Origin of the sequence: Streptomyces sp. 2P-4, assembly GCF_030167965.1 — a bacterium.
Lineage (GTDB): Bacteria > Actinomycetota > Actinomycetes > Streptomycetales > Streptomycetaceae > Streptomyces > Streptomyces globosus_A.
The window spans coordinates 5,775,678-5,788,863 of the sequence record NZ_CP095011.1; the positions used below are offsets into that span (position 1 = coordinate 5,775,678).

Below are 13,186 nucleotides of genomic sequence, written 5' to 3' on the forward strand. Positions count from 1 at the left end.
AGATGTCGAAGCTGGGAGATCTCGGCGCCAAGCTGTACCGCGGCGAGGTCGGGTACGACTTCGTCGGCAAGCGCTTCGTCTGGTACGGCGTTTCCATCCTGATTACCATCACGGCGATCGTGGCCCTGGCCGTCCAGGGCCTCAACATGGGCATCGAGTTCAAGGGCGGTGCCGTCTTCACGACCGGCAAGACCACCGTCTCCGACACCAAGGCCCGTGAACTCGCCAAGGAGGCCTCCGGCCACGAGGCGATCGTGCAGAAGCTCGGCAACGGCACGCTGCGCATCCAGATCGCGAGCCTGGACACCGACTCCGCCGCCGACGTCAAGAGGGAGCTGGCGACCGGCCTGAAGATGCCGGAGCAGGACATCAACGCGGACCTGGTCGGCCCGAGCTGGGGCGAGCAGATCGCGAACAAGGCCTGGACCGGCCTCGGCGTCTTCATGATCCTCGTGGTGATCTACCTCGCCATCGCCTTCGAGTGGCGGATGGCGGTCGCCGCGCTGATCGCCCTGATCCACGACCTCACGATCACCGTCGGCATCTACGCCCTCGTCGGCTTCGAGGTCACCCCGGGCACCGTGATCGGTCTGCTGACCATCCTCGGCTACTCCCTCTACGACACCGTCGTCGTCTTCGACGGTCTGAAGGAGAGCTCGAAGGACATCACGAAGCAGACCCGCTACACCTATGGCGAGGTCGCCAACCGCAGCATCAACGGCACCCTGGTGCGCTCCATCAACACCACGGTCGTCGCACTGCTGCCGGTCGCCGGCCTGCTGTTCATCGGCGGCGGCTTCCTGGGCGCGGGCATGCTGAACGACATCTCGCTGTCGCTGTTCGTCGGCCTCGCGGCCGGCGCGTACTCCTCGATCTTCATCGCGACCCCGCTGGTCGTCGACCTCAAGGAGCGCGAGCCGGCGATCAAGGCCCTGCGCAAGCGGGTCCTCGCCAAGCGGGCCGCGGGCGCGGCCAAGGGCGGCTCCGCCGAGGACGAGGAGTCGTACGGCTCGGGCGAGGCCCCGCAGATCGTGGCGCAGGGCCGGGCGGAGCGGCGCCGGTGAGCCCGGCGGCCGCCGAGGTCCGCGAGCTGCTGCTCGCCCGGATCAAGGACATCCCGGACTACCCGAAGCCGGGCGTGGTGTTCAAGGACATCACGCCGCTGCTGGCCGACCCGCTGGCGTTCGCCGCGCTGACGGACACCCTCGCGGGCCTGGCCGCCCGCTACGGAGCCACGAAGATCGTCGGCCTGGAGGCGCGCGGCTTCATCCTCGCGGCCCCCGTCGCCGTGCAGGCGGGCGTCGGCTTCGTCCCCGTCCGCAAGGCCGGCAAGCTGCCGGGCGCGACCCTCGCGCAGGCCTACGAGCTGGAGTACGGCACCGCGGAGATCGAGGTGCACGCCGAGGACCTGAGGCCCGGCGACCGGGTCATGGTCATCGACGACGTCCTGGCCACCGGCGGCACCGCCGAGGCCTCGCTGTCGCTGATCCGCCGGGCCGGCGCCGACGTCGCCGGTGTGGCGGTGCTCATGGAGCTGTCCTTCCTGACCGGCCGCGCGCGGCTGGTGGAGGGTCTGGCCGGCGCACCGCTGGAAGCTCTGCTCACCATCTGACGGGCGCGCACGACGCCCCCCCGTCCGCCGAGCGGCGGGTTTCCCCGGGCCTTGCCGGGGAACCCGCCGCTCCGCCGTTTCCGGGCCGCTCCGACCCGGGCCGGGCGTACGCCGCCCGGGCCGGGGAACGGGCCGGCGGAACCCTCGCTACCATTGGTTATCCGGACCTGACCGGGGCACCGGATCCTCCCCCGGACTCCGCCCGGGGGGACGCCCAGAGGAGCGCTCTTGCCAGACGAGGTCCAGCCACTCTCCGCCGCGCAGCCCGACCCGCAGGCCGACCGTGCCGCGGCGCCCCCCGCCACGCCCCCGCCGGCGCCGCCCGCCAAGCCCGCGAAGCCCGCGCACACCCGGCCCGCGCCGGCGAAGTCCGCAGGGTCGTCCAACCGCGTCCGGGCCCGGCTCGCCCGCCTCGGCGTCCAGCGTTCCAACCCGTACAACCCGGTGCTGGAACCCCTCCTGCGCATCGTCCGCAGCAACGACCCCAAGATCGAGACGGCCACGCTGCGGCAGATCGAGCAGGCGTACCAGGTCGCCGAGCGCTGGCACCGAGGCCAGAAGCGCAAGAGCGGCGACCCGTACATCACCCACCCGCTCGCGGTGACCACGATCCTCGCCGAGCTCGGCATGGACCCGGCCACCCTGATGGCCGGCCTGCTCCACGACACCGTCGAGGACACCGACTACGGGCTGGAGGACCTGCGGCGCGACTTCGGCGACGCGGTCACCCTCCTCGTCGACGGCGTCACCAAGCTGGACCGGGTCAAGTTCGGCGAGGCGGCACAGGCCGAGACCGTCCGCAAGATGGTCGTCGCCATGGCGAAGGACCCGCGCGTCCTCGTCATCAAGCTCGCCGACCGCCTGCACAACATGCGCACCATGCGCTACCTCAAGCGGGAGAAGCAGGAGAAGAAGGCCCGCGAGACCCTGGAGATCTACGCCCCGCTCGCCCACCGCCTGGGCATGAACACGATCAAGTGGGAGCTGGAGGACCTCTCCTTCGCGATCCTCTACCCCAAGATGTACGACGAGATCGTCCGGCTGGTCGCCGAGCGCGCCCCCAAGCGGGACGAGTACCTCGCCGTCGTCATCGACGAGGTCCAGACCGACCTCCGGGCGGCGCGCATCAAGGCCACCGTCACCGGCCGCCCCAAGCACTACTACAGCGTCTACCAGAAGATGATCGTCCGCGGCCGCGACTTCGCGGAGATCTACGACCTGGTCGGCATCCGCGTCCTCGTCGACACCGTCCGCGACTGCTACGCGGCACTGGGCACCGTCCACGCCCGCTGGAACCCGGTTCCGGGGCGGTTCAAGGACTACATCGCGATGCCCAAGTTCAACATGTACCAGTCGCTCCACACCACGGTCATCGGCCCGGGCGGCAAGCCCGTCGAACTGCAGATCCGCACCTTCGACATGCACCGCCGCGCCGAGTACGGCATCGCCGCGCACTGGAAGTACAAGCAGCAGACCGTCGCCGGAGCCTCCAAGATCCGCACGGACGTCCCGCAGGCCGCCAAGGGCACCGCCGGACAGGACACCGTCAACGACATGGCCTGGCTGCGCCAGCTCCTCGACTGGCAGAAGGAGACCGAGGACCCCGGCGAGTTCCTCGACTCGCTGCGCTTCGACCTCTCCCGCAACGAGGTCTTCGTCTTCACCCCGAAGGGCGACGTCATCGCCCTGCCCGCCGGGGCCACCCCCGTCGACTTCGCGTACGCCGTCCACACCGAGGTCGGCCACCGGACCATAGGCGCCCGCGTCAACGGCCGCCTCGTCCCCCTGGAGTCCACCCTCGACAACGGCGACCTCGTCGAGGTCTTCACCTCCAAGGCCGAAGGCGCCGGACCGTCCCGCGACTGGCTCGGCTTCGTCAAGTCGCCGCGCGCCCGCAACAAGATCCGCGCCTGGTTCTCCAAGGAGCGCCGCGACGAGGCCATCGAGCACGGCAAGGACGCCATCGCACGGGCCATGCGCAAGCAGAACCTGCCGATCCAGCGCATCCTGACCGGCGACTCCCTCGTCACCCTCGCGCACGAGATGCGCTACCCCGACATCTCGTCCCTCTACGCCGCGATCGGCGAGGGCCACGTGGCCGCGCAGGGCGTCGTCCATAAGCTCGTCCAGGCCCTCGGCGGCGAGGAGGCGGCCAACGAGGACATCGAGGAGAGCGTCCCGCCGTCCCGCGCCCGCACCAAGCGGCGCGGCAGCGCCGACCCGGGCGTGGTCGTCAAGGGCGTCGACGACGTGTGGGTCAAGCTCGCCCGCTGCTGCACCCCCGTGCCCGGCGACCCGATCATCGGGTTCGTCACCCGCGGCAGTGGCGTATCGGTTCACCGCGCGGACTGCGTCAACGTCGACTCGCTCTCCCAGCAGCCCGAGCGGATCCTCGAAGTCGAGTGGGCGCCCACCCAGTCCTCGGTCTTCCTCGTCGCCATCCAGGTCGAGGCCCTGGACCGCTCCCGCCTGCTCTCGGACGTCACCCGGGTCCTGTCGGACCAGCACGTGAACATCCTCTCCGCGGCCGTCCAGACCTCCCGCGACCGGGTGGCCACCTCCCGGTTCACCTTCGAGATGGGCGACCCGAAGCACCTGGGACACGTCCTGAAGGCCGTGCGCGGCGTCGAGGGCGTCTACGACGTCTACCGCGTCACCTCGGCCCGCAGGCCGTAGCACCGCCGGACACGGGCGAGCCCCGGTACGCGGTGCGTACCGGGGCTCGCCGCTGTTCCGGGGCTTCGCGCCTCAGCCGCCGAACTCCTCCAGGCCCTTCAGCGCCTGGTCCAGCAGCGCCTGCCGGCCCTCCAGCTCACGCGCCAGCTTGTCGGCCTTCGCGTTGTTGCCCGCCGCGCGCGCCGCGTCGATCTGCGCACGCAGCTTGTCGACCGCCGCCTGGAGCTGGCCCGTCAGGCCGGCCGCACGGGCCCGCGCCTCCGGGTTCGTCCGGCGCCACTCGCCCTCCTCGGCCTCCTGGATCGCCCGCTCGACGGCGTGCATGCGGCCCTCGACCTTGGCCCGGGCGTCCCGCGGCACGTGGCCGACGGCCTCCCAGCGCTCGTTGACCGACCGGAACGCGGCCCGGGCCGCCTTCAGGTCCGTCACGGGGACGAGCTTCTCGGCCTCCTCGGCCAGCTCCTCCTTCAGCCTGAGGTTCTCCACCTGCTCGGCGTCGCGCTCGGCGAACACCTCGCTGCGCGCCGCGAAGAACACGTCCTGCGCACCGCGGAAACGGTTCCACAGGTCGTCCTCGGCCTCGCGCTGCGCCCGGCCCGCCGCCTTCCAGTCGGCCATCAGCTCGCGGTACCGCGCGGCCGTCGGACCCCAGTCCGTCGACCCCGACAGCGCCTCCGCCTCGGCGACCAGCTTCTCCTTCACCTTGCGGGCGTCCTCGCGCTGCGCGTCCAGTGCGGCGAAGTGCGCCTTGCGGCGCTTGGAGAAGGCGGAGCGGGCGTGCGAGAAGCGGTGCCACAGCTCGTCGTCCGACTTGCGGTCCAGCCGCGGCAGGCCCTTCCAGGTGTCCACCAGGGCGCGGAGCCGCTCGCCCGCCGAGCGCCACTGGTCGCTCTGCGCCAGCTCCTCGGCCTCGGCCACCAGGGCCTCCTTGGCCGTGCGGGCCTCGTCGGCCTGGCGGGCCTTCTGCGCCCGGCGCTCCTCGCGCCTCGCCTCGACCGTCGCGACCAGCTTGTCCAGCCGGACGCGCAGCGCGTCCAGGTCGCCGACGGCGTGGTGCTCGTCCACCTGCGTGCGCAGGTGGTCGATCGCCGTCTGCGCGTCCTTGGCGGACAGATCGGTGGTCCGCACCCGCCGCTCGAGGAGGCCGATCTCGACCACCAGGCCCTCGTACTTGCGCTCGAAGTAGGCCAGGGCCTCCTCGGGGGTGCCCGCCTGCCACGAGCCGACGACCTTCTCCCCCTCGGCAGTACGCACGTACACGGTGCCCGTCTCGTCGACGCGGCCCCACGGGTCGCTGCTCACAGCGCCTCCTCCACCTGATGCCTGCAAAGGGGGTCACCCCCTGGGCATCGTCCACAGTTTCCTCGGGCGGGCAGCACCCGCCCTGCACAACGCCAACATAGGCGACCGCCGGGCCGGCTGTCCGCATCCCGCACGACGAATATCGCCGCACGGGCGCGGGGCCGGCCGGACGCGGCGCCGCCGCCCCCGTCAGTTCCGGGTGACGGTGCCCTTCTCGATGGTCACCGGGGTCTTCGGGGCCCCGTCCTGGCCGCCGTCTGCGGTGCCCGCCTTGGCGACCTCCTCCAGCGCCTTCATGCCCCCCGCGTCGATCCTGCCGAACGGCGTGTACGAGGGCGCCAGCGGGCTGTCCTTGTAGACCAGGAAGAACTGGCTGCCGCCGCTGTTCGGCCGGCCCGTGTTCGCCATCGCCACCGTGCCCGCCGGGTAGACCACCTGGCCCTGCTCGTTCGGCTTGCCCAGCGCGTCCAGGTTCTCGTCCGCGATCGTGTAGCCCGGGCCGCCCATGCCGGTCCCCTCCGGGTCGCCGCACTGGAGCACGTAGATCCCCGAGGTGGTCAGGCGGTGGCACTTCGTGTTGTCGAAGAAGCCCTTGTCCGCCAGCGCCTTGAACGAGTTGACGGTCTCCGGAGTCTTGGCCGCGTCCATCTCGACCTTGACCTCACCCGCGCTCGTCTTCAGCGCGAAGGTGTACTTGGCCTTCTGGTCGATCGCCATCGCGGGCGCCGGGGATGCCTTCGGGCTCGCCGACGCCGTCGGGTCCGCCGCCGGGTCCGCCGCCCCGTCCTTCTTGCCGGAGTCGAACACCCCGCCCACCACCAGGCCGACCAGCGTCGCGGCCACCACGGCCGCCGCCGCGCCCGTGATGACCGCCCGCTGCCGCGCCTTGCGCCGGGCCTCGGCGCGCCGCTTCTGCTGACGCTCGAACTTCTCCCTGGCGAGCTGTCGCCGCCGCTGATCGCTCGTGACCACCGGGTCGTCTCCTTGTGCGTGTCTGGTACCGCTGTCCGGGCACGGTATGGCCGTACCGTATATGGGTTCGCTGTGGAACGAGCCGCGCCGGTAGGCTCTGAGCAGCAGCATTGGCGGACAACCACCGCAGCTGCAGCTCCCGCCGGACGAAGAATGAGGACGAACGTGCTGATTGCCGGGTTCCCCGCCGGGGCCTGGGGGACCAACTGCTACGTGGTCGCCCCCGCCGCAGGCGAGGAGTGCGTGATCATCGACCCGGGCCACCAGGCCGCCCAGGGCGTCGAGGAGACCCTCCGCAAGCACCGCCTCAAGCCCGTGGCCGTCGTCCTCACCCACGGCCACATCGACCACGTGGCCTCCGTCGTCCCGGTGTGCGGAGCGCACGACGTGCCGGCCTGGATCCACCCCGAGGACCGCTACATGATGAGCGACCCGGAGAAGGCCCTCGGCCGCTCCATCGGGATGCCGCTCATGGGCGAGCTGGCCATCGGCGAGCCGGACGACGTCCGCGAGCTCACCGACGGCGCCGGGCTGAAGCTCGCCGGCCTCGACTTCACGGTGGCGCACGCGCCCGGCCATACCAAGGGGTCGGTGACCTTCCGGATGCCCGAGCAGGCGGACATCCCGCCGGTGTTCTTCTCGGGCGACCTCCTCTTCGCCGGCTCCATCGGACGCACCGACCTGCCCGGCGGCTCCCACGCCGAGATGCTCGAGTCGCTGGCCCGCGTGTGCCTGCCGCTCGACGACTCGACCGTGGTGCTGTCCGGCCACGGTCCCCAGACCACCATCGGCCGCGAGCGCGCGACCAACCCGTACCTGCGGGAGGTTGCCGCCGGCCTGGCAGCGGACCCCACGGCCGCTCCACGACGAGGAATGTGACGAGACTTTCGTGAGCACCTTCAAGGCCCCCAAGGGCACGTACGACCTGATCCCGCCCCGCTCGGCCAAGTTCCTGGCGGTCCGCGAGGCCATCGCCGCGCCCCTGCGCAACTCCGGCTACGGATACGTGGAGACCCCGGGCTTCGAGAACGTCGAGCTGTTCTCCCGCGGCGTCGGCGAGTCCACGGACATCGTGTCCAAGGAGATGTACACCCTCACGACCCGCGGGGGCGACAAGCTCGCGCTGCGCCCCGAGGGCACTGCGTCCGTGCTGCGCGCGGCCCTGGAGGCCAACCTCCACAAGCAGGGCAACCTGCCGGTCAAGCTCTACTACTCCGGTTCGTACTACCGCTACGAGCGCGCCCAGGCCGGCCGCTACCGCCACTTCTCGCAGGTCGGCGCCGAGGCGATCGGAGCCGAGGACCCCGCCCTGGACGCCGAGCTCATCATCCTGGCCGACCAGGCCTACCGCTCGCTGGGGCTGAAGAACTTCCGGATCCTGCTGAACTCCCTGGGCGACAAGAAGTGCCGTCCCGCGTACCGCGAGACCCTCCAGGCCTTCCTGCGCGGGCTCGACCTGGACGAGGAGACCCTCCGCCGCGCCGAGATCAACCCGCTGCGGGTCCTCGACGACAAGCGGCCCGAAGTCCAGAAGCAGCTCGCCGACGCCCCGCTGCTGCGCGACTACCTCTGCGACGCGTGCAAGGCGTACCACGAGGAGGTGCGCGCGCTCGTCACCGCGGCCGGCGTCGTCTTCGAGGACGACCCGAAGCTGGTCCGCGGGCTGGACTACTACACCCGCACCACCTTCGAGTTCGTCCACGGTGGCCTGGGCTCGCAGTCCGCGGTCGGCGGCGGAGGCCGCTACGACGGCCTGTCCGAGATGATCGGCGGCCCGGCACTGCCGTCAGTGGGCTGGGCGCTCGGCGTGGACCGCACCGTCCTGGCCCTGGAGGCCGAGGGCGTCGAGCTGGACATCGCCCGGACCACCGATGTCTTCGCCGTCGCGCTGGGCGACGCGAAGCCGACCGTGTTCGGCCTGGTCACCGAGTTGCGACGGGCCGGAGTGTCCGCGGACATGTCGTACGGCGGCAAGGGCCTCAAGGGCGCCATGAAGGACGCCAACCGCTCGGGCGCCCGCCTCGCCGTCGTCGCGGGGGACCGCGACCTCGCCGAGGGCGTCGTCCAGCTCAAGGACATGGAGTCCGGCGAGCAGACGGCCGTCCCGCTGGACGCCCTGGTCGAGAGCGTGCGCACGAAGCTCGCATGATGTGTCGAGGCCGGACGGCGACTGCCGTCCGGCCTCGAACCCCGCGAGGGCGGGGAGCATGCGCCGCCGTTTGTCTCGAAGGCGTACATCTCCGGGTCATCCCCGCACCGTCGGCGGGGAGCAGCTGACCGGACAACGACCGGGGCCGCACGCGGTTACCGCCCGGAGGGCCGCACAGGACCGTGCGGCAGAATGCAGCGCATGACGACGACTACAGGCGACAAGACCGTGCGGACCGTCGGCGCGAGCAGGGCCCTGGCCTGGCTGCTGGTGATCACCGGAGCGGCCGGGCTGCTGGCGGCCTGGGTGATCACGATCGACAAGTTCAAGCTGCTGGAGGACCCGAACTTCACTCCCGGGTGCAGCCTGAACCCCATCGTCTCCTGCGGCAACATCATGAAGAGCGAGCAGGCGTCGGTGTTCGGCTTCCCGAACCCGATGCTCGGGCTCGTCGCCTACGGCATCGTGATCTGCGTCGGCATGAGCGTCCTGGCCGGCGCCCGCTTCCGCCGCTGGTACTGGCTCACCTTCAACGCCGGCACCCTCTTCGGCGTCGTCTTCTGCGCCTGGCTGACGTACCAGTCGCTGTACAGCATCAGCGCCCTCTGCCTGTGGTGCTGCCTGGCCTGGGTCGCCACCATCCTGATGTTCTGGTACGTCACCGCGCACAACGTCCGCGAGGGACTGCTGCCGGCGCCGGCCTGGCTGCGGAACTTCCTCGACGAGTTCACCTGGGTGCTGCCGGTGCTGCACATCGGGATCATCGGCATGCTGATCCTGACCCGCTGGTGGGAGTTCTGGACCTCCTGAGCCCGCCCGGGCTGTCGGCGCGAGCGCATAGGCTTCCCGTGTGGAACCAGACCTGTTCACCGCCGCAGCCGAAGACCGCGCGGAGAAGGACCCGGCGGCCTCCCCGCTCGCCGTCCGGATGCGCCCGCGCAACCTGGACGAGGTCGTCGGGCAGCAGCACCTGCTGAAGCCGGGCTCGCCGCTGCGGCGGCTCGTCGGCGAGGGTGCGGGCGGCCCGGCCGGTTCCTCGTCGGTGATCCTGTGGGGCCCGCCCGGCACCGGCAAGACGACCCTGGCGTACGTGGTGAGCCAGGCGACGAAGAAGCGCTTCGTGGAGCTGTCCGCGATCACCGCCGGAGTCAAGGAGGTCCGGGCCGTCATCGAGGGCGCCCGGCGCGCCGCCGGCGGCTACGGCAAGGAGACCGTCCTCTTCCTCGACGAGATCCACCGCTTCAGCAAGGCGCAGCAGGACTCGCTGCTCCCGGCCGTCGAGAACCGCTGGGTGACCCTGATCGCGGCGACGACCGAGAACCCGTACTTCTCGGTGATCTCCCCCCTGCTGTCGCGCTCGCTGCTGCTGACGCTGGAGCCGCTCTCCGACGGGGACCTGAGCGGGCTCCTGCACCGGGCTCTGGCCGAGGAGCGGGGGCTCGGCGGCGCGGTGTCGCTGCCGGAGGACGCCGAGGCGCACCTGCTGCGGATCGCGGGCGGGGACGCCCGGCGGGCGCTGACGGCGCTGGAGGCGGCCGCGGGGGCGGCCCTCGCCAAGGGCGAGGACGAGATCACGCTGGGGACGGTGGAGGAGACCGTCGACCGGGCGGCCGTGAAGTACGACCGGGACGGCGACCAGCACTACGACGTGGCGAGCGCCCTGATCAAGTCGATCCGCGGCTCCGACGTGGACGCGGCCCTGCACTACCTGGCGCGGATGATCGAGGCGGGGGAGGACCCGCGGTTCATCGCGCGGCGCCTGATGATCTCGGCGAGCGAGGACATCGGGCTGGCGGATCCGAACGCGCTGCCGCTGGCGGTGGCCGCGGCGCAGGCGGTCGCGATGATCGGCTTCCCGGAGGCGGCGCTGACCCTGTCGCACGCGACGATCGCGCTGGCGCTGGCCCCGAAGTCGAACACGGCGACGACGGCGATCGGCGCTGCCCTCGCGGACGTGCGGGCCGGCCTGGCCGGAACGGTGCCCGCACACCTGCGGGACGGGCACTACAAGGGCGCGGCGAAGCTCGGGCACGCAGTGGGGTACGTGTACCCGCACGACGTGCCGGGGGCGATCGCGGCGCAGCAGTACGCGCCGGACGCGGTGCACGGCAGGCGGTACTACGAGCCGACGCGGTACGGCGCCGAGGCGCGCTACGCGGACGTGGTGGAGAAGGTCCGCGAGCGGCTCCGCGGCGCGGGCGGCGCCTGACCGGGCGCCGCAGCCCCGGCGGGGGAGTGCCTCGCCCCGTGCCGGGCGTCGCTTCCCGGTGGGCCCCGCCGGTCACGGCACTATCGGCCGGCCGCGGCGAAGAGGTGGTGCATCGCGCGGCGCAGGCCGCACACGTCGCGGACCGGGGCGAGGAAGTCGAAGCGGGCGTCGAAGGAGGAGGACGCCGCGGCGCCGGGGCGGCTGAAGCGGACGCGCAGGCCGAGGCGGTCCAGGGCCAGCGGGACGGCGGTGAGGGTGCCGTCCTGGCGGGGGCCCAGCAGGGAGCCGAGGTCGGCGACGCGGTCGCGGTGGGCGGCGGCGAGGTGCTGGAGGAGTTCGGTCTCGTGGTCCAGGAGGGGGTCGGGCTCGGCTGCGGCGAGCTCGTCGGGGTCGACGTGCTCGGCGCCCCACAGGTCGTCGACGGAGATCTCGCCGACCTCCAGGCGCAGCAGCGCCCATCCGGGGCGGGAGTCCAGGCCGAGGAGTCCGCCGACGGGGCGGCGCTCGGCGAGGAGGGCGGCGCAGGCGGCGCGCTCGGCCGCGGGGACCTGCGTCAGCCACCCGGCGAGCCACGCGCGGCCTCGGATACGATGGGGGACGGACACCGGCGCCACATCCGTGATCTCGATCACGGCGGTGAGGTCGTCGTCCTGGGCGTGAGCGGCTGCCCTGGCAGCCGCGGATTCCCCTGGTACCAGGAGAAGCACGTCCCCGTCCGGGGTGGCGGTCCGCGCGGCCGGCACTCCTGTCCACCACTCTCCCTGGTCGTGAGCACCCGGCAGCGTGAGGGATACTGAGGCGTTGGACTCTACGAGGGTTCGTACGCGTTCGGCTCCGGTGAGCTGCCGAACGCCTTCCCTGGGACGCGGCTGACCTTGTTCATCGTCGTCGAAAGCGGATTCCGGTTGATGGGAATCCGAACTCCGATGCGCTCTGGGCAGGGGGATCCCATGCGGTCGAGACATTACGTCCTCCTCGATAAGGTAAGCCTCACCTAACTTACATGGAGGTAGGTTCCCCGTGAACCAGAAGCGACCCAAGGTCAAGAAGTCGCGTGCACTCGGCATCGCCCTGACGCCGAAGGCCGTCAAGTACTTCGAGGCCCGCCCCTACCCGCCGGGCGAGCACGGCCGTGGCCGCAAGCAGAACTCGGACTACAAGGTCCGTCTGCTCGAGAAGCAGCGTCTGCGCGCCCAGTACGACATCTCCGAGCGCCAGATGGCCCGCGCCTACGACCGCGCCAAGAAGGCCGAGGGCAAGACGGGCGAGGCGCTGGTCGTCGAGCTCGAGCGTCGCCTCGACGCCCTGGTCCTGCGTTCGGGCATCGCCCGCACCATCTACCAGGCCCGCCAGATGGTCGTCCACGGCCACATCGAGGTCAACGGCGCCAAGGTCGACAAGCCGTCGTTCCGTGTCCGCCCGGACGACGTCATCACCGTGCGCGAGCGCAGCCGCGAGAAGGTCCCGTTCCAGATCGCCCGCGAGGGCGGCTACGCAGGTGAGGGCGAGACCCCGCGCTACCTGCAGGTCAACCTGAAGGCCCTGGCCTTCCGCCTGGACCGCGACCCGAACCGCAAGGAGATCCCGGTCATCTGCGACGAGCAGCTCGTCGTCGAGTACTACGCCCGCTGATCCAGCGGACGGAAGGCTCACAGCCGGTCAGCCCGCCGGCTCCCCCTCGGGGGAGCCGGCGGGCTTCCTGCTTGACGGCCTCAGGCCCCCCGCGGCGCTGCCCCCGCCCGGTATTCCGGTGCGGCGGCGGATCTCCGGCGCGATAGGGTCGGAGGACGACTTTCCGACGTAGCGACCAACATGCAGAGAGCGGTGCAACGTGTCCGGTGGAGAGGTGGCCGGGATCCTCGTGGCCGTCTTCTGGGCCATCCTCGTCTCCTTCCTCGCCGTGGCGCTGGCGAGGCTGGCGCAGGTGCTCAAGGCGACCACCAAACTGGTGGCCGACGTGACCGAGCAGGCCGTCCCCCTGCTCGCCGACGCCTCCACCACCGTCCGCTCCGCGCGCACCCAGCTCGACCGGGTCGACGCCATCGCGAGCGACGTCCAGGAGGTCACGTCGAACGCCTCCGCCCTGTCCTCCACCGTGGCCTCCACCTTCGGCGGCCCGCTCGTGAAGGTCGCGGCCTTCGGCTACGGCGTCCGCAAGGCCCTGGGCAGGACCCAGGACGGGGCGCCTGGCACCGCCGAACGGCGTACCGTGATCGTTGGCCGCACGGTGCCGGCCGCGCGGCGCCGCAAGCAGAAGGGCTGAGAG

General features: G+C 71.5%; 12 protein-coding genes. 9 read left to right on the forward strand and 3 right to left on the reverse strand.

Features of this window, described 5'->3' with window-relative positions; genetic code table 11:
* The first annotated feature begins 2 nt into the window (after positions 1–2).
* The 3 genes from secF (at position 3) to MUK52_RS25705 (ending at position 4,288) form a co-directional block, all read left to right on the forward strand.
* Positions 3–1,064, forward strand: coding sequence for a protein translocase subunit SecF (gene secF / locus MUK52_RS25695; protein WP_114056770.1), 1,062 nt, complete (start codon positions 3–5; stop codon positions 1,062–1,064).
* Complete coding sequence (locus MUK52_RS25700) at positions 1,061–1,612, forward strand: adenine phosphoribosyltransferase (RefSeq protein ID WP_114056769.1); 552 nt, start codon at positions 1,061–1,063, stop codon at positions 1,610–1,612. The genes secF and MUK52_RS25700 overlap by 4 nt, the downstream gene beginning before the upstream one ends.
* 228 nt (positions 1,613–1,840) lie before the next feature.
* A complete protein-coding gene (locus tag MUK52_RS25705) occupies positions 1,841–4,288 on the forward strand; it encodes a RelA/SpoT family protein (protein ID WP_284580372.1) in 2,448 nt (815 codons plus the stop codon).
* A 72-nt stretch (positions 4,289–4,360) separates the two neighbouring features.
* Here MUK52_RS25705 and MUK52_RS25710 read toward each other — a convergent pair whose 3' ends face one another.
* Positions 4,361–5,590 (reverse strand): DUF349 domain-containing protein, encoded by a 1,230-nt coding sequence (locus tag MUK52_RS25710; protein ID WP_114056767.1) that lies wholly within the window; start codon positions 5,588–5,590, stop codon positions 4,361–4,363.
* Between the two features lie 189 nt (positions 5,591–5,779).
* Positions 5,780–6,562 (reverse strand): peptidylprolyl isomerase, encoded by a 783-nt coding sequence (locus MUK52_RS25715; protein WP_114056766.1) that lies wholly within the window; start codon positions 6,560–6,562, stop codon positions 5,780–5,782.
* Positions 6,563–6,727: 165 nt separating this feature from the next.
* Between MUK52_RS25715 and MUK52_RS25720 the strand changes: the two genes are divergently transcribed.
* The 4 genes from MUK52_RS25720 to MUK52_RS25735 all read left to right on the forward strand — a co-directional run bounded on the left by MUK52_RS25720 (position 6,728) and on the right by MUK52_RS25735 (position 10,920).
* On the forward strand, positions 6,728–7,441 hold the full coding sequence (locus MUK52_RS25720; RefSeq protein WP_114056765.1) for an MBL fold metallo-hydrolase: 714 nt from the start codon (positions 6,728–6,730) through the stop codon (positions 7,439–7,441).
* A gap of 10 nt (positions 7,442–7,451) precedes the next feature.
* The gene (gene hisS / locus MUK52_RS25725) at positions 7,452–8,711 is read left to right on the forward strand and encodes a histidine--tRNA ligase (protein ID WP_284580376.1); all 1,260 of its coding nucleotides are present in this window, start codon (positions 7,452–7,454) and stop codon (positions 8,709–8,711) included.
* A gap of 201 nt (positions 8,712–8,912) precedes the next feature.
* Complete coding sequence (locus MUK52_RS25730; RefSeq protein WP_114058818.1) at positions 8,913–9,521, forward strand: vitamin K epoxide reductase family protein; 609 nt, start codon at positions 8,913–8,915, stop codon at positions 9,519–9,521.
* 40 nt (positions 9,522–9,561) lie between these two features.
* Positions 9,562–10,920: a replication-associated recombination protein A gene (locus tag MUK52_RS25735; RefSeq protein WP_114056763.1), complete on the forward strand. Its 1,359-nt coding sequence runs from the start codon at positions 9,562–9,564 to the stop codon at positions 10,918–10,920.
* 80 nt (positions 10,921–11,000) lie between these two features.
* Here the strand turns inward: MUK52_RS25735 and MUK52_RS25740 are convergent, their stop codons facing one another.
* On the reverse strand, positions 11,001–11,627 hold the full coding sequence (locus MUK52_RS25740) for a DUF2470 domain-containing protein (RefSeq protein ID WP_502963597.1): 627 nt from the start codon (positions 11,625–11,627) through the stop codon (positions 11,001–11,003).
* Positions 11,628–11,940: 313 nt separating this feature from the next.
* Here MUK52_RS25740 and rpsD point away from each other — a divergent pair, with 313 nt between their 5' ends.
* On the forward strand, positions 11,941–12,552 hold the full coding sequence (gene rpsD, locus MUK52_RS25745; RefSeq protein WP_114056761.1) for a 30S ribosomal protein S4: 612 nt from the start codon (positions 11,941–11,943) through the stop codon (positions 12,550–12,552).
* A 199-nt stretch (positions 12,553–12,751) separates the two neighbouring features.
* A complete protein-coding gene (locus MUK52_RS25750; protein ID WP_114056760.1) occupies positions 12,752–13,183 on the forward strand; it encodes a DUF948 domain-containing protein in 432 nt (143 codons plus the stop codon).
* Positions 13,184–13,186: the final 3 nt, after the last annotated feature.

Coding starts and splice junctions, on each gene's coding strand:
- secF (WP_114056770.1), top strand. CDS start 3: ATGTCGAAGCTGGGAGATCTCGGCGCCAAGCTGTACCGCGGCGAGGTC.
- MUK52_RS25730 (WP_114058818.1), top strand. CDS start 8,913: ATGACGACGACTACAGGCGACAAGACCGTGCGGACCGTCGGCGCGAGC.